27 protein-coding genes and 3 tRNA genes are annotated in these 23,052 nt (G+C 68.2%); 24 read left to right on the top strand and 6 right to left on the bottom strand.

Features of this window, described 5'->3' with window-relative positions; genetic code table 11:
• The first annotated feature begins 80 nt into the window (after positions 1-80).
• The 8 genes from JOD52_RS11100 (at position 81) to JOD52_RS11065 (ending at position 3,858) form a co-directional block, all read left to right on the top strand.
• Positions 81-350 (top strand): WXG100 family type VII secretion target, encoded by a 270-nt coding sequence (locus tag JOD52_RS11100; RefSeq protein WP_259785654.1) that lies wholly within the window; start codon positions 81-83, stop codon positions 348-350.
• A gap of 114 nt (positions 351-464) precedes the next feature.
• Positions 465-947 carry a hypothetical protein gene (locus JOD52_RS11095; protein WP_204409994.1) on the top strand — a complete coding sequence of 161 codons (483 nt, stop codon included), beginning with the start codon at positions 465-467 and terminating at the stop codon, positions 945-947.
• A 384-nt stretch (positions 948-1,331) separates the two neighbouring features.
• Positions 1,332-1,583: a WXG100 family type VII secretion target gene (locus JOD52_RS11090; RefSeq protein WP_239551873.1), complete on the top strand. Its 252-nt coding sequence runs from the start codon at positions 1,332-1,334 to the stop codon at positions 1,581-1,583.
• Between the two features lie 47 nt (positions 1,584-1,630).
• Entirely contained in the window at positions 1,631-1,900 is a 270-nt protein-coding gene (locus tag JOD52_RS11085; protein ID WP_150108477.1) for a hypothetical protein, read from the top strand.
• Between the two features lie 428 nt (positions 1,901-2,328).
• Positions 2,329-2,592, top strand: a complete 264-nt coding sequence (locus JOD52_RS11080; RefSeq protein WP_017824318.1) for a WXG100 family type VII secretion target — start codon at positions 2,329-2,331, stop codon at positions 2,590-2,592.
• 47 nt (positions 2,593-2,639) lie between these two features.
• Positions 2,640-2,909 carry a hypothetical protein gene (locus JOD52_RS11075; protein WP_150108477.1) on the top strand — a complete coding sequence of 90 codons (270 nt, stop codon included), beginning with the start codon at positions 2,640-2,642 and terminating at the stop codon, positions 2,907-2,909.
• Positions 2,910-3,264: 355 nt separating this feature from the next.
• Positions 3,265-3,513 (top strand): hypothetical protein, encoded by a 249-nt coding sequence (locus JOD52_RS11070; protein WP_239551872.1) that lies wholly within the window; start codon positions 3,265-3,267, stop codon positions 3,511-3,513.
• A gap of 75 nt (positions 3,514-3,588) precedes the next feature.
• Positions 3,589-3,858, top strand: a complete 270-nt coding sequence (locus tag JOD52_RS11065) for a WXG100 family type VII secretion target (protein WP_239551871.1) — start codon at positions 3,589-3,591, stop codon at positions 3,856-3,858.
• Positions 3,859-3,980: 122 nt separating this feature from the next.
• Here JOD52_RS11065 and JOD52_RS11060 read toward each other — a convergent pair whose 3' ends face one another.
• Positions 3,981-4,469 (bottom strand): YajQ family cyclic di-GMP-binding protein, encoded by a 489-nt coding sequence (locus JOD52_RS11060; protein WP_017823819.1) that lies wholly within the window; start codon positions 4,467-4,469, stop codon positions 3,981-3,983.
• Between the two features lie 250 nt (positions 4,470-4,719).
• Here JOD52_RS11060 and JOD52_RS11055 point away from each other — a divergent pair.
• The 10 genes from JOD52_RS11055 (at position 4,720) to JOD52_RS11010 (ending at position 10,817) form a co-directional block, all read left to right on the top strand.
• Positions 4,720-4,801 (top strand) — tRNA-Tyr (locus JOD52_RS11055).
• An 85-nt stretch (positions 4,802-4,886) separates the two neighbouring features.
• A tRNA-Thr gene (locus JOD52_RS11050) sits at positions 4,887-4,959 on the top strand.
• A gap of 54 nt (positions 4,960-5,013) precedes the next feature.
• Positions 5,014-5,090: transfer RNA gene (locus tag JOD52_RS11045), tRNA-Met, on the top strand.
• A 94-nt stretch (positions 5,091-5,184) separates the two neighbouring features.
• The gene (rpmG, locus tag JOD52_RS11040) at positions 5,185-5,355 is read left to right on the top strand and encodes a 50S ribosomal protein L33 (protein ID WP_017823818.1); all 171 of its coding nucleotides are present in this window, start codon (positions 5,185-5,187) and stop codon (positions 5,353-5,355) included.
• Positions 5,356-5,449: 94 nt separating this feature from the next.
• Positions 5,450-5,902: an FAS1-like dehydratase domain-containing protein gene (locus tag JOD52_RS11035; RefSeq protein WP_017823817.1), complete on the top strand. Its 453-nt coding sequence runs from the start codon at positions 5,450-5,452 to the stop codon at positions 5,900-5,902.
• 14 nt (positions 5,903-5,916) lie between these two features.
• Complete coding sequence (locus JOD52_RS11030) at positions 5,917-6,441, top strand: MaoC/PaaZ C-terminal domain-containing protein (protein ID WP_204409992.1); 525 nt, start codon at positions 5,917-5,919, stop codon at positions 6,439-6,441.
• Positions 6,438-7,571 carry a UDP-N-acetylmuramate dehydrogenase gene (locus JOD52_RS11025; protein WP_017823815.1) on the top strand — a complete coding sequence of 378 codons (1,134 nt, stop codon included), beginning with the start codon at positions 6,438-6,440 and terminating at the stop codon, positions 7,569-7,571. The genes JOD52_RS11030 and JOD52_RS11025 overlap by 4 nt, the downstream gene beginning before the upstream one ends.
• Before the next feature lie 48 nt (positions 7,572-7,619).
• Positions 7,620-8,906: a serine hydroxymethyltransferase gene (gene glyA, locus JOD52_RS11020; protein ID WP_204409990.1), complete on the top strand. Its 1,287-nt coding sequence runs from the start codon at positions 7,620-7,622 to the stop codon at positions 8,904-8,906.
• 93 nt (positions 8,907-8,999) lie between these two features.
• The gene (locus tag JOD52_RS11015; protein ID WP_204409989.1) at positions 9,000-9,905 is read left to right on the top strand and encodes a bifunctional methylenetetrahydrofolate dehydrogenase/methenyltetrahydrofolate cyclohydrolase; all 906 of its coding nucleotides are present in this window, start codon (positions 9,000-9,002) and stop codon (positions 9,903-9,905) included.
• 90 nt (positions 9,906-9,995) lie between these two features.
• Positions 9,996-10,817, top strand: coding sequence for an exodeoxyribonuclease III (locus JOD52_RS11010; protein WP_204409987.1), 822 nt, complete (start codon positions 9,996-9,998; stop codon positions 10,815-10,817).
• A gap of 147 nt (positions 10,818-10,964) precedes the next feature.
• On the opposite strand, the gene JOD52_RS11005 is transcribed toward JOD52_RS11010, so the two are convergent.
• The gene (locus JOD52_RS11005; protein ID WP_204409985.1) at positions 10,965-11,855 is read right to left on the bottom strand and encodes a hypothetical protein; all 891 of its coding nucleotides are present in this window, start codon (positions 11,853-11,855) and stop codon (positions 10,965-10,967) included.
• Between the two features lie 79 nt (positions 11,856-11,934).
• Between JOD52_RS11005 and istA the strand changes: the two genes are divergently transcribed.
• Genes istA through JOD52_RS10990 form a run of 3 tightly spaced genes read left to right on the top strand, consistent with a single transcriptional unit; the run spans position 11,935 to position 14,616 of the window.
• On the top strand, positions 11,935-13,497 hold the full coding sequence (istA, locus tag JOD52_RS11000; protein WP_204408388.1) for an IS21 family transposase: 1,563 nt from the start codon (positions 11,935-11,937) through the stop codon (positions 13,495-13,497).
• Entirely contained in the window at positions 13,494-14,240 is a 747-nt protein-coding gene (locus JOD52_RS10995; RefSeq protein WP_338124028.1) for an ATP-binding protein, read from the top strand. Before istA ends, JOD52_RS10995 begins: the two co-directional genes overlap by 4 nt.
• Before the next feature lie 4 nt (positions 14,241-14,244).
• Positions 14,245-14,616, top strand: a complete 372-nt coding sequence (locus JOD52_RS10990) for a hypothetical protein (protein WP_204409983.1) — start codon at positions 14,245-14,247, stop codon at positions 14,614-14,616.
• A 494-nt stretch (positions 14,617-15,110) separates the two neighbouring features.
• Here JOD52_RS10990 and JOD52_RS10985 read toward each other — a convergent pair whose 3' ends face one another.
• The 4 genes from JOD52_RS10985 to sdhC form a co-directional block, all read right to left on the bottom strand.
• Positions 15,111-15,881, bottom strand: a complete 771-nt coding sequence (locus tag JOD52_RS10985; protein WP_204409982.1) for a succinate dehydrogenase iron-sulfur subunit — start codon at positions 15,879-15,881, stop codon at positions 15,111-15,113.
• Positions 15,881-17,656 (bottom strand): succinate dehydrogenase flavoprotein subunit, encoded by a 1,776-nt coding sequence (sdhA, locus tag JOD52_RS10980; RefSeq protein WP_204409980.1) that lies wholly within the window; start codon positions 17,654-17,656, stop codon positions 15,881-15,883. The genes JOD52_RS10985 and sdhA overlap by 1 nt, the downstream gene beginning before the upstream one ends.
• 119 nt (positions 17,657-17,775) lie before the next feature.
• Positions 17,776-18,228 carry a succinate dehydrogenase, hydrophobic membrane anchor protein gene (sdhD, locus tag JOD52_RS10975; RefSeq protein WP_204409979.1) on the bottom strand — a complete coding sequence of 151 codons (453 nt, stop codon included), beginning with the start codon at positions 18,226-18,228 and terminating at the stop codon, positions 17,776-17,778.
• Between the two features lie 2 nt (positions 18,229-18,230).
• Positions 18,231-18,608: a succinate dehydrogenase, cytochrome b556 subunit gene (gene sdhC / locus JOD52_RS10970; protein WP_204409977.1), complete on the bottom strand. Its 378-nt coding sequence runs from the start codon at positions 18,606-18,608 to the stop codon at positions 18,231-18,233.
• A 344-nt stretch (positions 18,609-18,952) separates the two neighbouring features.
• Here sdhC and JOD52_RS10965 point away from each other — a divergent pair, with 344 nt between their 5' ends.
• From JOD52_RS10965 to JOD52_RS10955, 3 genes are all read left to right on the top strand, one after another.
• Positions 18,953-20,146, top strand: a complete 1,194-nt coding sequence (locus tag JOD52_RS10965) for a mannose-1-phosphate guanylyltransferase (protein ID WP_204409975.1) — start codon at positions 18,953-18,955, stop codon at positions 20,144-20,146.
• A 109-nt stretch (positions 20,147-20,255) separates the two neighbouring features.
• Positions 20,256-21,527 carry a M20 family metallopeptidase gene (locus JOD52_RS10960; protein WP_259804033.1) on the top strand — a complete coding sequence of 424 codons (1,272 nt, stop codon included), beginning with the start codon at positions 20,256-20,258 and terminating at the stop codon, positions 21,525-21,527.
• Between the two features lie 297 nt (positions 21,528-21,824).
• Positions 21,825-22,949 carry a BMP family lipoprotein gene (locus tag JOD52_RS10955; RefSeq protein ID WP_204409974.1) on the top strand — a complete coding sequence of 375 codons (1,125 nt, stop codon included), beginning with the start codon at positions 21,825-21,827 and terminating at the stop codon, positions 22,947-22,949.
• Positions 22,950-23,052: the final 103 nt, after the last annotated feature.

Below are 23,052 nucleotides of genomic sequence, written 5' to 3'. Positions count from 1 at the left end.
TCGAACAGTCGGCAGCAGCGGGTGCACCGGTCACGGGAGCGGCCGCGAGGCACCAGTAACGGAGGAAGGGGAACCCCACGGTGAATGCCTTGAAGGGTATGAACGTCGAAGAGGTCCGGGGCATGGCGCGGCAGCTGCGCGAGGCCGCGGAGGAGATCACCCGCATCGAACAGGAGCTCACCAGCGGTCTGGACGGCGTGGACTGGACCGGTCCCGATGCCGACCGCTTCCGCGGGCAGTGGTCCGGGGAGATGGTCCCCGCGCTGCAGCAGGTGATGAACTCGGTCAACGACCTGGGTGAGACCGCTGATCGCAACGCCGCGGAGCAGGAATCCACGTCGGGTTCCTGACCTGTCCGGCACTAGGGACCACTGAGCGCGGGGCCCGGGTTGAAAGTCCGGCCGGGCCTCGCGCTGTGCTGATAGGTTGACGCCGTCATCGGTGGGAGAAAACGGAGCCCTTACATGTCCAAGACGATCTCGTACCCGAGCGTGGACTTCCCTGGCCCGCCGCGGCTCAGCCTCGATGTGCCGGACGACTGGGAGACCCTCACGGTCCCCGGAGTGCAGGTGGCTGTGGCACAGCCACGGGTGGAGGGGCGCTTCCGTGCGAATGTCGTGGTGACGGTGCAGAGGTTCGGCCCCGAGTTCAGTCTTGAGGCAGCCCGGGCCGGCCTGGAGCAGCGCAAGGCGGGGCTGCCGGAGCTGGAGGAGCTCGGGACCGGGGAGATCACGATCGACGAGATCGCCTGGATCGCCAGCGAGTACGGCTACACCCAGCCCGGCCGGCCCACCGTGGTGCAGGCTGCACGCTATGCCGTCATCGATCGAGCCGGCGTGGCCACCGACGTCGTCGAGATCGTGGGCAGCTGCGGCGCCGAACATGCCGAGGATGAGATCGAACTGGTCCGCTCCATTCAGGACTCGGTTCACCTGACCATCGATTGATCCTCGCCCTCTGGACCGACCCGCGATCGTCCCGGGGGCCGTCCACCTGGATCGGCTGCTCGGACTGTTCGATCAGCTCCCATCCCTGGCGTTCAGAACCGCCCATTGCCCGTCGCGGCATGGGCAGAGTTCCTGCTTGTCCGCATCAAAGGGGCGCATGACCAGCAGTGACGGGCGCCGGGGCCCCGTTCTCGCCGGTCGCCGGCCCCGGGGCAGGGGAGAGGTACCTGGGGAGTTCTCCCCATCGACGCACCGGGACGGGATCCTTAGAGTGATGGCATCACGACGGGAACGGATCGAGGAAGCGGCACGGAGCCGCGGAGATCCAGCCCGGGGATGATGCCACGGAAGCGTCGAGCAAAGGGGAACGTTATGAAGAAGGGCATGAATCCGGAGGCTGTGGAGCAGCTTGCTCAGCAGGTCGATGGTCTGGTGGACAACATGAACAGTGTGTACACGGGTCGTCTGGGGTACGTGACTGATCTGGACTGGACCGGTGAGGACCGCGATCGTTACGTGCCGGAGTTCGAGGACCAGGTGGGCAACGCGAACCGTGCGGTGTGCGAGAAGCTGACGGAGCTGGCGGAGCGTCTGCGCGCCAATGCTGCTGCTCAGCGCGATACGTCCAACTCCTGATCCGCTGCTGTACTGACTGACTACACACTTCACGAAGGGGAACAATCATGGCTTTCAAGGGTATGAATCCGGATGAGGGTCGCGAGACCGCATCGCTCGTCAAGGAGGCGGCTTCGGTCGTCAACGACACCACCGACACCGTGACCTCGCAGGTCATGAGTGTTGAGTGGGTGGGTCCGGACTACGACACCTTCACTCAGGACTGGAATGCTTTCCTGTCGGGTCTGCTGACGGCTCTGTCGGATGCGTACAGCGCCAAGGCTGATGAGCTGACTCAGCATGCTGATGCTCAGGATGCGACCTCGAACGCTGTCTGATCCGGTCTCTCGGCCACGTTGCCGAGCGCGATCGTCACGAGCGCCCCATCTCCTTCCGGGAGGTGGGGCGTTCGGTATGCCGGGGCGTGCACGACAGCCCGCCGGCCGGGCCGCAGCCCGCCGGCCGGGCCGCAGCCCGCCGGCCGGGCCGCAGCCCGCCGGCCGGGCCGGAGGCTCTGGGCCCACGCCCACCAGGCGCCGCCGATAGGTTCTCCACAGCGGAGCCGACGGGTGTTCCGGGGCGTGGCCTGCAACAACGCTCCTTCATGGGGGTGGGGAGGAACATGGGGAGTTGTCCCCATCGCCATCATCGCCAAGCCCGTCTAGGGTTGTGAACATCACCTGGGAGCTCGATCGGTGAGATAGCCGATGTGCGGTTCGGATCGAACCCAGGGTGCAGAACCGAACACCTCGATGGAAGGAACGTTATGAAGAAGGGCATGAATCCGGAGGCTGTGGAGCAGCTTGCTCAGCAGGTCGATGGTCTGGTGGACAACATGAACAGTGTGTACACGGGTCGTCTGGGGTACGTGACTGATCTGGACTGGACCGGTGAGGACCGCGATCGTTACGTGCCGGAGTTCGAGGACCAGGTGGGCAACGCGAACCGTGCGGTGTGCGAGAAGCTGACGGAGCTGGCGGAGCGTCTGCGCGCCAATGCTGCTGCTCAGCGCGATACGTCCAACTCCTGATCCGCTGCTGTACTGACTGACTACACACTTCACGAAGGGGAACAATCATGGCTTTCAAGGGTATGAATCCGGATGAGGGTCGCGAGACCGCATCGCTCGTCAAGGAGGCGGCTTCGGTCGTCAACGACACCACCGACACCGTGACCTCGCAGGTCATGAGTGTTGAGTGGGTGGGTCCGGACTACGACACCTTCACTCAGGACTGGAATGCTTTCCTGTCGGGTCTGCTGACGGCTCTGTCGGATGCGTACAGCGCCAAGGCTGATGAGCTGACTCAGCATGCTGATGCTCAGGATGCGACCTCGAACGCTGTCTGATCCGGTCTCTCGGCCACGTTGCCGAGCGCGATCGTCACGAGCGCCCCATCTCCTTCCGGGAGGTGGGGCGTTCGGCATGACGGGGCGTGCACGACAGCCCGCCGCCAAGCCGGCTCCATCCACATCCCAGAGCCCCCCAGATGCTGCTAGAACCGCGCTGTGACCAGCGCATTCAATGAGCAGTGGGGGTGGGGAGGAACATGGGGAGTTGTCCCCATCGCCATCACCGCCGAGCCCGTCTACTGTGAGTACACCACCCAGGGCAACCGGACGAGGAAGCGGCCATCGGCAGCGGAGTCGGACCTCGGGTGGTACACCCGCAACCACGACTGGGAGGACCACCATGAAAAAGGGCATGACCCCTGAAGCGGTCGAGCAGATGGCCGAGCTGATCCGCGGCGCCGGCGATGATGCCAACGCCGCGTACACCACCATCCAGGGCCGCGTCACCGATTTCGACTGGACCGGCGAGGACCGCGACCGCTACGTCTCCGAGTTCGACAGCACCATCGGTCAGCTGGTGCAGCAGGTCAAGCAGCAGGCCGATCAGTTCGCCGAGCGCGCCAGCCGCAACGCTGCAGAGCAGCGCGAGGCCTCCGCCTGATCATCGGGCACCGAACAACCGGGGCGCTGAGCAGCGCCGCACACGAACCAAGGATTTCAGGAGAAGGGGTACATCATGGCTTTCAAGGGAATGGATCCGGACGAGGGACGCGAGGTCGCCTCGGAGATCCAGCAGGCCGGCGAGAAGATTCTCGAGTTCTTCGATCAGGCCACCAGCACCGTCACCTCGGTGGAGTGGATCGGCCCTGACTACGACGCCTACGTCGATGACTGGAACGGCTTCGTCTCCGGGGCCCTCAACGGTCTGGTCGAGGCGCTGACCGCCAAGAGCAACGAGCTGAAGTCCCACGCCGATCAGCAGGACTCCACCTCGAACGCTGTCTGACCACATCGCCGCCCGTCGTGGGTGCGAAGCACGAAGGCCCCGATCCCGGATGGGATCGGGGCCTTCTGCATGCGTCGATGCCCGACTGCAGGTGCCCGCACGATGGATGTACGGGCTTGCACTCAGCGGTAGTTGATGAACTGCAGCGCGACGTCGAGGTCCTTGCCCTTCAGCAGCGCGATGACGCCCTGCAGGTCGTCGCGGCTCTTGGAGGAGACCCGCAGCTCGTCACCCTGGATCTGCGCCTTCACGCCCTTGGGGCCCTCGTCGCGGATGATCTTGGAGATCTTCTTGGCGTCCTCCGAGGAGATCCCCTCCTTCAGGCCGGCTGCGAGGCGCACCTCCTTGCCCGACTGCTTCGGCTCGCCCACGTCCAGCGACTTCAGCGAGATGCCGCGGCGGATCAGCTTGGACTGCAGCACGTCCAGGACGGCGAGCACCCGCTCCTCGGCATTGGCCGTCATCACGATCTCGTCGCCACTAAGATTGATCGAGGCACCGGTGTTGCGGAAGTCGTAGCGCTGCCCGACCTCCTTGATCGCCTGGTTGACGGCGTTGTCGATCTCCTGGCGATCGAGCTTGCTGACGATGTCGAACGACGAATCGGCCATGGGGCTCCTCCCTCTGCTTCTGCTCTGGGGACACCGGGCCGCGGCCCGGATCCTCGGTGGTCCCACTGTAGTCGGGGGTCCTTGGGGGTCGTTCGACCTTACTGTGACCACCTTCATGCACGCAGGTGCCTTCTCGGGTTCGCACCGACGCCCGCGCCCCGGTATGCTGTTCCGGGTCCGCTTCACGGCGGCCCGGGAGTGCGGCTCACGCAGTCGTCACCGAAGGGTCCGGTGGGGAGGATGCAGGCCCGGCAGGTTACCCGAGTGGCCAAAGGGAGCTGACTGTAAATCAGCTGGCATTGCCTACGGGGGTTCGAATCCCTCACCTGCCACCGCCGAGGATCCTTGTGATCCGGCGCACCGGGGCTCGCGCTGGAATTGCCGCTGAGGCAAGGAATGTGTAGAGTCCACCGGGTTGCCCTGATAGCTCAGTCGGCAGAGCATCTCCATGGTAAGGAGAAGGTCAAGGGTTCGATTCCCTTTCAGGGCTCTGATGGATGTGCCGGCCCGATCTCGTAAGAGGTCGGGCCGTCGCGTCGATCACGCCGGGGTAGCTCAGACGGTTAGAGCGCACGACTCATAATCGTGAGGTCGCGGGTTCGATCCCCGCCCTCGGTACCACGCCGGTCACGCCGGTAGTGCAGATCCATCCCTTACGGGAACCCACGCGGCGCGCGGGATAACAGTGCGCCACCCGGAACGAAAGAGGCGAACCGTGGCGAGCAAGAGCTCTGACGTGCGTCCCAAGATCACCATGGCCTGCACCGAGTGCAAGGCGCGCAACTACATCACCAAGAAGAACCGCCGCAATACGCCGGACCGGCTGGAGCTGTCGAAGTTCTGCCCCACCTGCGGCAAGCAGACCGCGCACCGCGAGACCCGCTGACCGGGCCGCAAGCGTTCACCAGAGGCCATTCGGGTTCATCCCGGATGGCCTCTCGTGCATCCTGTACCAACCGCCCGCCCCATCGGGAGAGAACATGACAGTCACTGCCCCTGACCCGTCCTACGCCGGTCGCACCTACCCGGCGGGCCCCACCCATACCGTCTCCGCGCAGAAGATCGCCGAGTTCGCGAGGGCCACCGGTGCCGCCTCCCCGTTGCACACCGACCCCGCGGCGGCCAGGGCCGCAGGGCACCGCGACGTGATCGCCCCGCCCACCTTCCTGGTCTCCCTCGCGCAGGCCACCGAGGCCCAGTACATCGAGGACCCTGACGCCGGCATCGACTTCTCCCGGGTGGTCCACGGCGAGGAATCCTTCACACTGCACCGCCCCGTCGTCGCCGGGGACCGGCTGGTGCCCACCCTCACCGTCGAGTCGATCCGCTCCGCAGGCGGCCACAGCATGGTCGCCACACGCGTCGACCTGACCGATGAGTCCGGTCAGGACGTCGCCAGTGTGCGCAGCATGCTCGTCGTCCGTGGCGAATGACCTCAGGAGGAACCATGAACACTGACGCGAACATCGTCGCGAACACCCCCGCCTCGCAGCAGCCCGCGCCCGGGACCACCCCACTTGATCTCACCGCGCTCGAGAAGGGGCAGGAGATCGCCCGCACCCGGCATGAGATCACCCGAGACACCCTGGTGCGCTACGCCGGCGCCTCCGGCGACTTCAACCCCATCCACTACAACGACACCGTCGCCACCGAGGCGGGGCTTCCCGGCGTCATCGCCCACGGCATGCTCACCATGGGCACCGCCATCAACGGTCTCGTCGAAGCGATCGGCGACCCCGCCGCCGTGCGGGAGTACTCGGTGCGGTTCACCAGCCCCGTTGAGGTCCCCGCCACCGGATCCGTGACGCTCCAGGTCACCGCGGTCGTCGGCGCGATCGACGAGGAGCACGGCACCGCCCGCATCGATCTCACCGCCCAGGTGGACGAGACCAAGGTGCTGGGTCGGGCCCGCGCCACCATCGCCCTGCCCGCCTCCACCGGCACCGCGACCCCGGCCGGGGGTGTTGCATGAGGTTCTCCGACCTGACCACCCTGCGCATCGGCGGCCAGATCCGCACACTGGTGGAGGCCCGCACCGAGGCCGAGGTGATCGAAGCGGTCCGCGCCGCGGACGACGCCGGTGAACCGCTGCTGGTGCTGGGCGGGGGCTCCAATCTGGTCGCCTCCGACGAGCCCTTCGAGGGCACCGTGGTGCTGTTGCGTGACCCGGAGGACCCGCCGCTGCTGGACGCCACCTGCGAGATCAGCCCCTCCGGGGAGCCCGACGGCATTGCTGTGGACCCCGCCCAGCTCACCCCGCTGGACGCCACCTGCGGCGGGGCGATCGTGGAGTACTTCGCCGGGGTGAACTGGGACCGTGCCGTGCGCTACGCCATCGCCCGCGAGATGGTCGGCATCGAGGCCCTCTCCGGGATCCCCGGAACCGTGGGCGCCACCCCGATCCAGAACGTCGGCGCCTACGGCCAGGAGGTCGCCAGCACCATCATCCGGGTGCGCACCTGGGACCGCGAGAAGCGGGCCGTGCGCACCTTCTTCGCCGCCGACTGCGGCTTCTCCTACCGCGACAGCGTCTTCAAGCGCACCCCGTACAGCGGTCCCGTGCCGTCGGCCACCGGCCGCTACGTGGTGCTCGCCGTGACCTTCCAGCACACCATCGGCAGCCTCTCGGCCCCCGTGCGCTACGCCCAGCTCGCCACCGCGCTCGGCGTGGACGTCGGCGCCCGGGTACCCATGGCGCAGGTGCGGGAGGCCGTGCTGCGGATCCGCGGCGCCAAGGGCATGGTGCTGGATGCCGCCGACCACGACACCTGGAGCGCCGGTTCCTTCTTCACCAACCCCATCCTCGACCAGGCCACCGCCGACCGGTTGCCCGAGGGAGCACCCCGCTACGCCGCGGGGGAAGGGCGCGTGAAGACCAGCGCCGCCTGGCTGATCAGCCAGGCCGGCATCGAGCTGGGGCACCGCATCGATCCTGGCGCACCGGCATCGGTCTCCACCAAGCACTCCCTGGCCCTGACCAACCGTGGCGGGGCCGGCAGCGACGACCTGGTGGCGCTCGCCCACGACGTGCAAGCGCGGGTGCGCGGCGCCTTCGGCATCGAGCTCGTCCCGGAACCGGTACGCCTGGGCCTCGACCTCTGAGCGCGCTCTAGGATGGGGCACGGTGGCAACGATGCCCGCCCCATCCCGATGCCCACAGGAGGCTCTGTGAACGTCCTCGACCAGTCCATCTCCGAGCTCGACCCGGACATCGCCCGGGTGCTCGACCGCGAGCTCGCCCGCCAGCAGCGCACGCTGGAGATGATCGCCAGCGAGAACTTCGTACCGCGCGCGGTGCTGCAGGCCCAGGGCTCGGTGCTCACCAACAAGTACGCCGAGGGGTACCCCGGCAAGCGCTACTACGGGGGCTGCGAGGAGGTCGATGTCGCCGAGCAGATCGCTATCGACCGCGCGAAGGAACTGTTCGGGGCGGAGCACGCCAACGTCCAGCCGCACTCCGGTGCCACCGCCAACGCCGCGGTGATGCACGCCCTGGCCCGCGCAGGCGACAAGCTGATGGGCCTGTCCCTGGCCCACGGCGGCCACCTCACCCACGGCATGAAGATCAACTTCTCCGGCCGGCTGTACGACATCGTCGCCTACGAGGTGGACCCCACCACCGGCCTGATCGACATGGACAGGGTGCGCGAGCTGGCACTGGCGGAGCGGCCCAAGGTGATCGTCGCCGGCTGGTCCGCCTACCCGCGCCAGCTGGACTTCGCTGCTTTCCGGGCCATCGCCGACGAGGTGGGCGCGGCCCTGTGGGTGGACATGGCGCATTTCGCCGGCCTCGTCGCGGCGGGCCTGCACCCCAGTCCCGTGCCGTATGCCGACGTTGTCTCCACCACCGTCCACAAGACCCTCGCCGGCCCCCGCTCCGGTCTCATCCTGTGCAAGGAGGAGTGGGCCAAGAAGATCGACTCCGCCGTGTTCCCCGGACAGCAGGGCGGCCCCCTCATGCACGTGATCGCCGCCAAGGCCGTCGCCCTGAAGGTCGCAGCCACGGAGGGCTTCGCCGAGCGGCAGCGCCGCACCATCGAGGGCGCGCAGATCATCGCGGAGCGCCTCCAGGCCGCCGATGCCCAGGAGGCCGGGATCGCGATCGCCACCGGAGGCACCGATGTGCACCTGGTGCTGGTGGACCTGGTCCGCTCCGAGCTGGACGGCCAGCAGGCCGAGGACCGCCTGCACGAGGTGGGCATCACCGTCAACCGCAACGCCGTCCCGAACGACCCCCGCCCCCCGCGCATCACCTCTGGCTTGCGCCTGGGCACCCCGGCTCTCGCGACCCGCGGCTTCGGGGCCGAGGAGTTCACCGAGATCGCCGATGTGATCGCACTGGCGCTGAACGGCGGGGCGGACCTGGAGTCCTTGCGCAAGCGCACCGCCGCTCTAGCCGACGCCAAGCCCCTGTACGCGGACCTGAAGCAGTACTGAGTCGAGGTGCCCCGGTCTCCCACGGGACCGGGGCATCCCGCCCGCCCTGCGCCATCTGAGCCCCGCACGCCACCTAGGAGACGAAGCAGATCCATGACCGCACAGATCCTCGACGGCAAGGCCACCGCCAAGGCCATCAAGTCCGAGCTCGCCGAGCGCGTCGCCGCGCTGGTGGAGGCCGGGCACCCCCAGCCGGGCCTCGCCACCGTGCTGGTGGGGGATGACCCCGGCAGCGCCGCCTACGTGCGCGGCAAGCACCGCGACAGTGAGCAGATCGGCCTGAACTCGATCCAGAAGCAGCTCGACGCCGACACCACGCAGGGGGAGCTCGAGGCCGTCATCGACGAGCTGAACGCCGACCCTGCCTGCACCGGTTACATCGTCCAGCTGCCCCTGCCCAAGCACCTGGACACCGACGCGATCCTGGAGCGGGTGGATCCCGCCAAGGACGCCGACGGTCTGCACCCGATGAACCTGGGCAGGCTGGTCCTGAACGCCAACCGGCCGATCCACACCCCGCTGCCGTGCACACCCCGCGCCGTGATCGAGCTGCTGGAGCGCCACGACATCGACCTGCGGGGCAAGGACGTGGTCGTCGTGGGCCGCGGCGTGACCGTGGGCCGCTCCATCGGCGCGCTGATGACCCGCCGCGCCATCAACGCCACCGTCACCCTCACCCACACCGGCACCGTGGACCTGGCCGAGCACCTCCGCCGGGCCGACGTGATCGTCGCTGCCGCGGGCTCTGCACACCTGGTGCGCCCCGAGGACGTCAAGCCCGGGGCGATCGTGCTGGACGTCGGGGTGTCCCGCGAGGAGGACGAGGAGACCGGCAAGGCACAGCTGGTCGGCGACGTCGACCCGGGCGTGGCCGAGGTGGCCTCCTGGATCTCCCCGAACCCGGGGGGCGTCGGACCCATGACCCGCGCCCTGCTGGTCAAGAACGTGGTGGAGATGGCCGAGCACGCTGCCGGGATCGTGAAGGACGAGGCGATCTGAGCGGCACGGCCCGACGGGCGGTGGCATCCAGCCCCGTCGGGCCGCCGCCCCGGTTCGACCCCGGAGCGGCCCCGCGGTGATACTGGGGGCATGACCTTCACCCTCGCCACCGTCAATGTCAACGGACTGCGCGCGGCCGCCCGCAAGGGCATGGCCGACTGGCTCGCAGCCACCACCGCCGATGTGATCACCCTGCAGGAGGTGCGCGCACCCGACGAGCTGATCGCAGACCTCGTGGGGGAGGGGTGGAGCATCGTCGGAGAGGCCTCACAGCTGAAGGGTCGCGCCGGCGTGGCGATCGCCGCCCGCACCGAGCTGGAACGGATCGACCTGGACGGGATGCGTCGTGGGCTGCCCGGCGTCGAGGGTGACTCCCACACCGGTCGCTGGCTGGAAGCGGACCTCGAGGATCCCCTCGGCGACGGCAAGGAGCTCACCGTGATCTCCTGCTACATGCACTCAGGCAACACCGAGAAGCCCCAGACCATGACCGACAAGTACGCCTTCCTGGACGCGATGATGGAACGCTTGGCGCAGCTGCGGGCCGACGGCCGCCACGCGGTGCTCACCGGTGACATCAACATCGCCCACCGCGAGGTGGACATCAAGAACTGGAAGGGCAACCTGAAGTCCGCCGGGTTCCTGCCCGAGGAGCGCGCCTACCTGGACCGACTCCTGGTCGAGGGTGACTGGGTGGACGTGCACCGCACCCTGGCCGGAGAGGGCCCCGGCCCGTACACCTGGTGGTCGCAGCGCGGCAAGGCGTACGACAAGGACTCCGGCTGGCGCATCGACTACCAGATCGCCTCCCCGGAGCTCGCTGCCCGCGCCACCGGTGCGCAGGTGGACCGGGCCCCCAGCTATGACACCCGCTGGTCCGACCACGCACCGCTGGTGGTCACCTATTCCTGAGCGCGCCCGGCCCCGGCTTCGAGCTCCCGTTTGCCAGGTCCCCGGCCCCGGCCCTGGCCCCGGCCCGGCTTCGAGCTCCCGTTTGCCAGGTCCCGGGCCCCGTCCCCGGCCCCGGCCCATCGAAAGGCCGTTTTCGTACCAGAAGTCCTAGATCCTGGTACGGAAACGGCCAGTCTTCTTCTCGAGCCGGCGGGACGTGGAGGCAGGTCGGCGGGTCGACCACTGGAGCGACAGATCCGCCGTGGACAGCGAGTTCGCGAATGACCTGATATGGTCCACCGCCGGCGCCGCACGGCCCACCCCCAACATGTCGAAGACTGTTCGCAGTCGCAGCAGGAAGCTGAGCGGCTGACGGACGTCCTGTCCTGTCTGTCGGCTAAGGGTCCAGCCGTACGAAGCGAGCTCGTTCCTGCGTTCCTCGTCGGACTGCCACTGTTGTTTCGACTTGCTCCGCCAGCTGCCGTCGTACTCGAGGCCGAGTCGGATGTGCTCGTAGGCGTTGTCGATCCTCCGTTCCTGGCCGGTGTCGGGATGAATGGTGGGGAGGTTCGGAGTCGGCTCCGGGAAGCCGGCGGCTGTCACCAACAGTCGGACGTACGTCTCACCGGGGGACTCCACGCGTTCTCGGGCGAGCGAGGCGGCCTTGCGCAAGATGGCGACTCCCGGGCGACCGGTGGTGTTCGAGGCGAACGCACGGACGTCCGCCAACGAGAGGCTCGGAGTCCTGCTGGCTGGGCCGACCACTGCGTCCACCGCTGCGACCAGGTCCCAGACCGGCAGGAGAGTGGCCAGTTCCAGCAGGATCTCGAGGGGAGGGGAGACCAGGAGACGACCCAGCACGGTGGCGGGTACGGGCAGTTCCCTCCGATGCAGTTGGGCGCCATGGGCCACGCGAGAGGTGCCGCGGGGGTGGGCCGTTGCATGGATGAGGGGGAGCTTCAACGGTTGATCCGGCTGAATATTCGCCTCGCTGGGGTCCGCTGATCGAGGGTTCGGGTGCCACGTCGCTGCCGTAGCGGTGGCGTCGTTCGGGACCACCAGTGGTGTCGTTGGGGCCGCTCTGTCTACGCTCCTTCCGCCGTGTGTATAGGGCACGCGGCGGAAGGAGCAATCTGGAATGGTACGGAAGATCAGGGCGAAGCTGGTGCTCCAGCTGCGCGCAGAAGGTCTGTCGGGGCGAGCGATTTCGTCCTCGCAGGGCATGTCCCGCAAGTCCGTGAGGGCGGTGTTCGAGGCCGCTGACGCTGCAGGGATCGGGTGGGGCGATATCGCGGACGTCGCCGATGAGCAGGTGTATGCCCGGTTGTTCCCGGGCCGGGGCGAGCACGAGAGCGTGTTCGCACAGCCGGACTGGGAACAGGTCCATCGAGAGATGGCCAGGGTCGGCGTGACGCTGAAGCTGTTGCACGGCGAGTACTTCGACGCGACCACGGCGGCTGGGGATCCGGCGATGGGGTATGACCGGTTTTGCCGCACCTACCAGCACCACGTCATGGTCACCGGTGCCGCTTCGAGAGTCGGTCACAAGGCCGGCCAGAGCGTGGAGGTCGACTGGTCCGGCCCCACGATGGAGCTGGCCGATCCGGTCACCGGCGAGGTCTCGAAGGTGTTCTTGTTCGTTGCCTGCCTGCCTTTTTCTCGTTACGCGTTCTGCTTCCCGGCGCTGGATATGCGCCAGGAGTCCTGGCTGCGAGCGCACGTAGCGATGTTCGAGGCGCTGGGCGGGACGGTCCCGAGGATCGTTCCGGACAACCTCAAGACCGGTGTGGTGAAGCACCCCCGCGAGGGCGAGATCGTCCTGAACGATGCGTATCGCGAGATGGCAGCGCATTACTCGGCGGCGGTGCTCCCGGGGAGGGTGCGGAAACCGAAAGACAAGGCGAGCGTGGAGAACACCGTCGCGCACGTCGCGACCTGGGTCATCGCCGGGCTGCGGGATCAGCGATTCACGTCCCTGCCCGAACTTGCAGCCGCCATCGGGCAGCGGATGGAGGCCTATAACGCGGAGCCGTTCCAGAAGCGGCCCGGATCCCGCGCCAGCGTGTTCGACGCGGAGGAGCGGCCGCTGCTGACGCCGCTGCCGGCGGTGCCCTACGAGATCTCGACATGGCACTACGGACGACGAGTGGGCAGGAACGGGCACGTCACGTTCGCGCGGAACTTCTACTCCGCGCCGTTCGCGCACATCGGCGCGAAGGTCGATCTGCGCATCACGGCCCGGACGCTGGAGATCTATCAGGGCAGCCAGCGACTGACCAGTCACCTGCTGCTCCCGGAGACCGCGAGCAATGAGTACCGCACCAACGACGCGGACCTACCTGCGGGCGAGCGTTTCCAGGCCTGGGACGCGCAGAGGGTGCGGGCGTGGGCAGATCGGGTCGGGCCGGCCACGGTGATCGTGATCCAGCGGATCTTCGAGTCCGTGCCGATCGTGGAACAGGGCCTGGATCCCGCGTTGGCGGTGCTACGGCTCTCTCGCCGCTTCTCCGTAGATCGGGTCGAGGCGGCCTGCGCACTCGCGCTGACGGGACGGGTCCGTTCACCGCGCTATGCGCATCTGCACCCGATCTTGGCCACCGGGCAGGACAAGGTCGCCGCCCTGCGTCCACCCCGCGAGGAACCCGCGGAAGACGGCGGATACGTCCGTGGCGCCGACTACTACGCCGGAGGTGTCCGGTGAGCGTGATCGATAACGACACGAAGCGGAAGCTGCGCGAGATGGGCGCGACCGCGCTGCTGGACGCGATCGATGCCCAGGATGAGGCTCACGTGCTGGGGATGTCGTTCCAGGAACGGCTCCAGCTGATCGTGGACGAGGCGCATTCCATCTTCAATCATGGAAAGGTCGAGGGTCTGATCCGCCGGGCGGGGCTGCGTTATCCCGGAGCGGACCTGCGGCGGCTGGATCTGGTCGAGGAACGGGGACTGAACCGGAACGTGATCGCGCAACTGGCAACCTGCTCCTTCATCCAGCGGCAACAGAACGTGGTCTTCCAGGGCTTCACCGGCTCAGGGAAGTCCTACCTCGGCTGCGCGCTGGCGAAGCAGGCCTGCCAGCACCGGCTCCGAGCCCACTACATCCGAATGCCCGACCTCGAAGAGGCCTGGGCCCTGGCAAAGGACAAGCCGCAGGGCCAGACGAAGTTCCTGCGGAAGTACTCCACGTTCTCGCTGCTGGTGATCGACGAGTGGCTGCTGGACCATCCTGACGAGGGAATGCGTTCGATGCTGCTGGAACTGCTCGAGCGCCGCTATGACACCGGCTCGACCGTGTTCTGCACCCAGTACCCGAAGAAGGACTGGCACGCCCGGCTCGGTGGAGCAGTCCACGCCGATGCGATCATGGACCGCATCGTGCACAACACAATCTGGATCGACACCGGCGACAGGAACATGCGAGAACACACCGCACTGCCCCAGTGACCCGATGCCGGCGGGAGCCAGTGGTCCCCACCGCGGCGGCTACTGGCCCCCGTCGGCACGATCGGCGGTCCCCAAGAGCAAGATTCGGTGGCTCCCACGACTACGAATACTCACCGGCGAACGAGTGGGGGCTGTGGACCGCGGACGATCATCGAGCTCCCCGTCCTCGGGGATGAACGGCGACGTGAGGACGGAGCCCCCGCCGAGGTACCTCACCCCGGAGAGCAGGCCTACACCATCTTCCAGCTGTGGCGGTAGCGGGATACCACGGAGCAGAGCTGCTGTGCTGTGGCTGATGACAGCGCCCGGTACGACCTTGTTCTGGAGCACCCAGGCCATCGCCTCCACACTGGCCGGTGCACAGGTCGGGGTGTAGAACCCGGAGAAAACTCTCGTGAACTCCTCACTGGAGAGCCGGCGTGGATTCATCCCGGTGTCGATCCAGTGAACTCTGTGAAGCAGCGCATGAGGTGTCACGGGTGTGGATGCCGGCATGGTGCCGACCATAGATCGGCGGACTCCCAGAGCTCCCCCCACGTCGGAGATTGTGGATGCCAGGAGGGTGGGGAGGAACGTTTGGGCCGACCAGGCAACCGCACCGGACAGCGGTCGACGCCGTCAAGGAACTACAACGATTCAGAGCGGTCACGGACCAGGAACTAATCGAAAGGGCGTTCCCGTACCAGGATCGGTGAATCCTGGTACGGGAACGCCCTCTTGTTCAGGGCCGGAGTCGGGTGGCCGGTGGAGCCGCGACCCGGAGCCGTGGGTGACCAGGGGCGGCCGGTGGAGGCAGTGGGAGCGCGTACCCGGTGAAGGCGCGCCCGGAGGCGCGCCCCGGAGCCGCGACCCGGACCGGCGGGTCGACGCTCAGACGCGACCGCGGATGACCGCCTGCTTGACCTCGGCGATGGCCTTGGTGACCTCGATGCCGCGGGGGCAGGCCTCGGTGCAGTTGAAGGTGGTGCGGCAGCGCCACACGCCCTCACGGGAGTTGAGGATCTCCAGGCGCTGCTCCCCGGCGTCGTCGCGGGAGTCGAAGATGAAGCGGTGGGCGTTCACGATCGCGGCAGGACCGAAGTACTGGCCGTCGGTCCAGAACACCGGGCAGGACGAGGTGCACGCCGCGCACAGGATGCACTTGGTGGTGTCGTCGAACCGCTCGCGCTGCTCAGCGGACTGCAGGCGCTCCCGGCTGGGCTCCTGCCCCTTGGCGACCAGGAACGGCATCACCTCGCGGTAGGACTGGAAGAAGGGCTCCATGTCCACGATCAGGTCCTTCTCCACCGGCAGCCCCTTGATGGGCTCGATGGTGATGGGCTTGTCGATGTCCATGTCCTTCAGCAGGGTCTTGCAGGCCAGACGGTTGCGGCCGTTGATCCGCATCGCATCGGATCCGCAGATGCCGTGCGCGCAGGAGCGACGGAAGGACAGCGAGCCGTCCAGGTGCCACTTGATCTCGTGCAGGGCGTCCAGCACACGGTCCGTGCCGTGCATGGTGATGGTGAAGTCCTGCCAGTGGGTGCCCTGCTCCGAATCCGGGTCGAAGCGGGCGATCCGCAGGGTGACCTCGAAGGAGGGGATCTCGGCTGCTCCCTGTTCGGAGGAGGTGGCCTCGGGCTTCTCGGCGACAGCGGTCATCAGAACGTGCGCTCCTTCGGCTCGTAACGGGTGATCACCACGGGCTTGGTGCCCAGGCGGATCGAGGTGCCCTCACTGCCCTGCTCACCCTCCAGGGTGCGGTAGGCCATCGTGTGGTGCAGGAAGTTGGCGTCGTCGCGCTTCTCGAAGTCCTCGCGGAAGTGACCACCGCGGGACTCCTTGCGGTACAGCGCGCCCAGGGCCACGACCTCGGCCAGGTCCAGCAGGAAGCCGAGCTCCACGGCCTCCAGCAGGTCCAGGTTGTAGCGCTTGCCCTTGTCCTGCACCGCGACGGTCTCGTAGCGCTTCTTCAGGGCGGCGATGTCGGCGAGGGCCTGGCGGCAGGTCTCGTCGGTGCGGAACACCTGGACATTGGCGTCCATGGTCTCCTGCAGGTCACGGCGGATGTCGGCGATGCGGTCATCGGTGGCGGGGCGGTCGCGTAGACGCTCCAGCAGCTCCACCGTGGGGACCTCGACGCCCTCGGCCAGTTCCGGCAGCTCCACCGTGGCGGCGTGCTCCGCGGCGGCGATCCCGGCGCGGCGGCCGAACACGTTGATGTCCAGCAGGGAGTTGGTGCCCAGGCGGTTGCCGCCGTGCACGGACACGCAGGCCACCTCACCGGCTGCGTACAGGCCCGGGATGGTGTCGACCGCGTTGCGCAGCACCTCGCCGCGGATGTTGGTGGGGATGCCGCCCATCGCGTAGTGGGCGGTGGGGAACACCGGCACCGGCTCCGTGTACGGCTCCACACCCAGGTAGGTGCGGGCGAACTCGGTGATGTCCGGCAGCTTGGCGTCGATGTGCGCGGGCTCGAGGTGGGTGAGGTCCAGGTACACGTAGTCCTTGTTGGGGCCGGCACCGCGGCCCTCGCGCACCTCGTTGGCCATGGCGCGGGCCACCACGTCACGCGGGGCGAGGTCCTTCAGCGTGGGGGCGTAGCGCTCCATGAAGCGCTCCATCTCGCTGTTGCGCAGGATGCCGCCCTCACCACGGGCCGCCTCGGACAGCAGGATCCCGAGGCCCGCCAGGCCCGTGGGGTGGAACTGGAAGAACTCCATGTCCTCCAGGGGGATGCCCCGGCGCAGCGCCATGGCGGGGCCGTCACCGGTGAGGGTGTGGGCGTTGGAGGTGGTCTTGAAGATCTTGCCGAAGCCGCCGGAGGCGAACACCACGGACTTGGCGCGGAACACGTGGATCTCACCGGTGGCCAGCTCGTAGGTGACCACGCCGGCGGCGCGCACGCCCTCGTCGGTGCGGGGGTCGCCGGTCATCAGGATGTCCAGCACGTAGTACTCGTTGAAGAACTCCACCTGCTGCTTGACGCAGTTCTGGTAGAGGGTCTGCAGGATCATGTGGCCGGTGCGGTCCGCGGCGTAGCAGGCGCGGCGCACGGGTGCCTCACCGTGCTCACGGGTGTGCCCGCCGAAGCGGCGCTGGTCGATGCGGCCCTCGGGGGTGCGGTTGAAGGGCAGGCCCATCTTCTCCAGGTCCAGCACCGCGTCGATGGCCTCCTTGGCCATCACCTCGGCGGCGTCCTGGTCCACCAGGTAGTCACCGCCCTTGACGGTGTCGTAGGTGTGCCACTCCCAGTTGTCCTCCTCGACGTTGGCGAGGGCAGCGCACATGCCGCCCTGGGCCGCGCCGGTGTGGGAGCGGGTGGGGTACAGCTTGGTGACCACGGCGGTGCGCGCGCGCTTGGAGGACTCCAGGGCGGCGCGCATTCCTGCGCCGCCGGCGCCGACGATCACCACGTCGTAGCTATGGGTCTGCATGGGTGTCAGTGCTCCGTTTCGATCACGGCGGGAGGTGGGAGGCAGAGGGAGGAAGGGTGACGGTGGCGCCGGGATCCGGGGGAGCCGGGGGAGCCGGTACAGGTAGCCGTCGCCCCCTGTCAGCCCTCGCAGATGGAGGGCAGCAGGGACGGATCGGCGCCCACGGGGCACGGATCGAAGGTGAAGACCACCAGGGTGCCCAGCACGATCGTGATCACCACCGCGAAGTACAGCAGCCCCTTGAGGACCAGGCGCAGCGTGGAGCCGCGCGCGTAGTCGTTGATGATCGTGCGCACGCCGTTGCCGCCGTGGATCAGGCCCAGCCACAGCATCAGCAGGTCCCAGACCTGCCAGAAGGGGGAGGCCCACTTGCCGGCGACGAAGGCGAAGTCGATGCCCTTGACACCCTCGCCCAGCCACAGGTTCACGAACAGGTGGCCGAACACCAGGATCACCAGCAGCACGCCGGAGATCCGCATGAACAGCCAGGACAGCATCTCGGAGTTAATCCCGCGCTGGCCGGTGCGGCGGTAGCGGGTCGAGGGATCCGGGATCGAGGTAGCGGTGGTCATCGTCAGCCTCCGAACATGTGCATCAGGTGGCGGGGGACGAAGCCGATCATCAGCAGCGTCCACACCACGACGACTCCCCAGAACAACGCCCGCTGACGGCGGGTGCCCTGGGACCAGAAGTCCACCAGGATGATCCGCAGGCCGTTGAGGGCATGGAAGGCGACAGCGCCCACCAGGCCGATCTCACCGATGCCGAACACCACGGACTTGTAGTGGCCGATGACCTCGTTGTAGGCCTCGGGGGAGACCCGCACCAGTGCTGTGTCCAGGACATGCACGAGCAGGAACAGGAAGATGAGCATTCCCGAGATGCGGTGCGCGACCCAGGACCACATGCCCTCGCGGCCGCGATAGAGCGTCCCGGACTGGGCTGATGCCACAAGGTCCTCCAGAAACGACGGGGTGGGGCCGGAGGGGAAGGATGCGCTGCCGCGGCGAGAGCCTCGCGAGCACCGGTGTGCCAGAGAGTGTCGGCGCCCGGCCCGCGCGGCCTGCGCACGCCCGGATGGACGAGCACGTCACGACACGGCGACATCATCATCGCCCCCGACAGGGGCCCGGCCAGCCTAGCACCTGGGAGTGCAGGTCCGAGTACGCCTCCCCGGAGCCTGACCGGGGATTCGACGACGGCTCAGCACAGGCCCGGCGCAGACACACCGGCGACGAGCAGAGCCCGGCGCGGATGCGCGGGCGGGGAGCGTGCGCGGGTCGGTACGCTGGCGCCATGCCCGAAATGCCCTTCGTCCCCGTGATCCCCGCCGGCGGTGCCGGCACCCGGCTGTGGCCGCTCTCGCGCCGTTCACACCCGAAGTTCCTCCTGGACCTCACCGGCAGCGGATCCTCGCTCCTCCAGCAGACCCTCGCCCGCCTGGCGCCGCTCTCCGACCTTGCGCCGATCGTCGTCACCGGCACCTCGCACGCTGCAGCAGTCGAGGACCAGATCGCGGCCTCGGGGTTCGAGGCCCGGGTCCTTGCCGAGCCCTCGCCCCGCAACTCCATGCCGGCCATCGCTCTCGCCGCCGCCGTGGTCGAACGCGAGCAGCCCGACGCCGTGATCGGCTCCTTCGCTGCCGATCACCTGATCGTCGACACCGAGGGCTTCGCCCGCAGCGTCACGGCTGCCCGGCGGGCGGCTGAACTGGGTTACCTCGTGACCCTGGGTGTCGAGCCCACCCATCCAGCCACGGGCTTCGGGTACATCGAGCAGCGCACTGCTGCGAACGCCATGGACGGGCACGATGCAGCGGCACTGCGGTCCACGGGCGCCCGGCCCGTGGTGCGCTTCGTGGAGAAGCCCGACCGCGCTCGCGCCGAGGAGTTCCTGGCCTCCGGTGACTTCCTGTGGAACGCCGGGATGTTCGTCGTCGGCGCGACGGTGCTGCTGGACGCGCTGTCCCAGCAGATCCCGTCCCTCGCGGAAGGGGCGCGGAGCATCGCCGCGGCCCTCGGGACCGATCGCGAGGAGGAAGCGATGGCCGGCACCTGGCCCGCACTCACCAGCATCGCCATCGACCACGCCCTGGCAGAGCCGCTGGCTGCAGCGGGGAGGGTGGCCGTGGTGCCCGCCGGCTTCGACTGGGACGACGTGGGTGACTTCCGAGCCCTCGCCCGGCAGCTCAGGGCGGGCACCGACCTGACCGGGGCGGACGGGGCATCCGACGGGACGGTCGCGGGCGTTAACCGGGTCGACGGGCCGGACTGCGATGTCCGGGTGCTGGGAACAGCCCACGTCGATGCCGTGGGCTCGAGGGCCACGGTGTACGGTGCCACCCATCGTCACGTCGCCCTGGTAGGGCTGGACGGGGTCAGCATCGTCGAGACCGATGACGTGCTGCTGGTCCTCGCCGATGAGCACGCCCAGGATTTAGCGACCCTGGTGGGCAGGCTCCCCGAGGCCGGGCTCGACCATCTGCGCTGAGCCCTGCGCCTCGTCGCCGCCCGCGCGAGCGGCGACGAGCGGAGGGACGAACGGTGCCACGGTGACGAGGCGACGCACAGGAACACAGGACGGATAGAGGTCACGACAGGTGGATCAACTGCTGGGGACGACGACGCCCGGATCGACCGAGCAGGGGCCGGCCCCGCAGGGCTGGGCGGGCCACGGCCTACTGGGGGCCGATGGCCTTCTGCACCGCACGATCGCCGAGCGTTCATCGCGCCTGCGTGACATCCGTCGGCACCTGCACCGTCACCCGGAGCTCTCCCATGAGGAGCACGGCACCACCGACTACGTGGTCGACCAGCTGCAAGCCCTGGGCCTCTCACCGCAGCGGATGCCCCGCACCGGAGCGATCTGCGACATCCCCGGCTCCGATCCCGGGCTGAAGCCGGTGGCGCTGCGTGCGGACATGGACGCCCTGGGCATCCCGGAGCTGTCCACCGTGTCGTTCCGCTCCACGGTGGACGGGGTCTCCCATGCCTGCGGTCACGACGTGCACATGAGCGCGGTGCTCGGTGCCGCCCACGCCCTGGTGCGGGTGGCCGAGGAGGGAGCTCTGCGGCGCGGGGTGCGGCTCGTCTTCCAGCCCTCCGAGGAGAAGCACCCCTGCGGGGCGCTCGAGCTGATCGGAGAGGGCGTGGTCGATGACGTCGACTCGATCCTGGCCCTGCACTGCGACCCCGGGGTGGACGTGGGGCACGTGGGCCTGAAGTCCGGCCCCATCACCTCAGCCACCGACCCGGTGAAGATCCAGGTACGGGGCGCGGGTGGACACACCTCCCGCCCGCACCTCACCCAGGACCTGGTGTACGCACTGGGATCGATCGCCACCCAGCTGCCCGCAGCGCTCAGCCGCCGCATGGATCCCCGTTCCGGCGTGAACCTCACCTGGGGCAGCATCCACGCGGGCTCCGCCTTCAACGCGATCCCCAGCTCCGGCACGCTCGAGGGCACCCTGCGGTGCCTGGACCACGACGCCTGGGACCGGGCCGAGGACCTGCTGGAGGAGGTGCTGGCCGACCTGGTGCGCCCCTGGGGTGTGGAGGCCCGCGTGACCCACGACCGCGGCGTCCCCCCGGTCTCCAACTCCCCGCACAGCGTGGAGGTGCTCTCCGCTGCGGTCACCAGCGTGTTGGGCCGACAGAACCTCGACCCCACCGCGCAGTCCCTGGGCGGGGAGGACTTCGCCTGGTACCTCGAGAAGGTCCCCGGGGCTCTGGCGCGCCTGGGCACCCGCACTCCCGGAGGTCGCACCTACGACCTGCACATGGGGGACCTGATGATCGACGAGCGCGCGATCGGCATCGGTGCCGAGGTGCTGGCCACCGCCTGCGTGCTGCGGGACCCCTATCCGACCTGACCGGGCCCGCCCCGCGGCAGGACAGTCGGGGCATGGGCAGGGGGCGGGCCCACCGACGGGTGTGATCGTCCTCCCATTTGCACACCTTTTCGAGGCTCTGACCAGCCTTCTCCTGGTGTTCACCCGCAGGTCACGTGCGCGTCGATTTCATAACAGTTCATGGGGAAGGGCCCTGGGGCCGTACACGGGACGCCGGTCCCGGATACCCTGCAGGTGACCACTGACGCTCAGTCCGTTCACCATGCGGACCCGTCCGGTCGCTGACCTCACCGAAACGTCTCCACCGGAGTTGCCTTCATGAAGAACATCTCGCGCGCGCTCGCACTGACCGGCGCCGGCATCCTCACCCTCGCCGCTTGCGGTACCGCTCCCGAGACCGGCGGCGACGGCGGCAACGCCGGCAGCGACGGCGGCAGCGGCGGCACCGACTACAAGGCCTGCATGGTCTCCGACTCCGGCGGCTGGGACGACAAGTCCTTCAACGAGTCCAGCCACAACGGCCTCGAGGCCGCCGAGTCCGAGCTGGGCATCCAGACCCAGACCGCCGAGTCCACCGCCGTCTCCGACTTCGAGCCGAACATCAACAACCTCGTCTCGGCCGACTGCAACCTGGTCTTCACCGTCGGCTTCCTGCTGGCACCCGCCACCGGCAACGCCGCCCAGGCCAACCCCGACGTGAACTTCGCGATCGTGGACTCCACCGCCCAGGACGCCGACGGCAACCCGATCGAGCTGGACAACGTCAAGCCCATCGAGTTCAACACCGCCGAGGCCGCGTTCCTGGCCGGCTACCTCGCCGCCGGCATGAGCGAGACCGGCAAGGTCGCCACCTACGGCGGCATGGACATCCCCACCGTCACCATCTTCATGGACGGCTACGCCGACGGCGTGGCCCACTACAACGAGAAGAACGGCACCGACGTCGAGGTGCTGGGCTGGAACAAGGACTCCCAGTCCGGCTCGATCATCGGCTCCTTCGAGGACCAGTCCAAGGGCAAGGCCGTCTCGGACGAGTTCTACAACGCGGGTGCCGACATCGTGATGCCCGTGGCCGGCCCCGTGGGCGCCGGCACCCTGGCCTCCGCCAAGGAGGGCGAGGGCCGCATGGTGATCTGGGTCGACGCCGACGGCTACGAGACCAACTCCTCCGACGCCGAGGCGCAGGGCGTGATCCTCACCTCCGTCATGAAGCTGATGGGCGAGGCCGTCCAGGACGTCGCCGAAGAGGGCTCCAACGACTCCTTCGACAACTCCCCGTACGTGGGCACCCTCGAGAACGGTGGCGTGGGCCTGGCCCCCTTCCACGACTTCGAGGACAAGGTCTCCGACGACCTGAAGAGCGAGCTGGACACCCTCAAGCAGGAGATCATCGACGGCACCGTGACCGTCGAGTCCGAGGCAGCTCCCGCCCCGGAGTCCTGACCTTCACCCCTGTGACGCGGCTCCACCTTCGGGAGGAGCCGCGTCACCGCGCCGTCCGGGACCCCGGACGGTCGCGCCCACCCGCCCCGCACCTCACATGCGG

It is taken from the genome of Brachybacterium muris (genome assembly GCF_016907455.1).
Classification (GTDB): domain Bacteria; phylum Actinomycetota; class Actinomycetes; order Actinomycetales; family Dermabacteraceae; genus Brachybacterium; species Brachybacterium muris.
The sequence above is the reverse complement of the archived record's forward strand: the minus strand, read 5'-3'. Positions and strand labels throughout refer to the sequence as shown.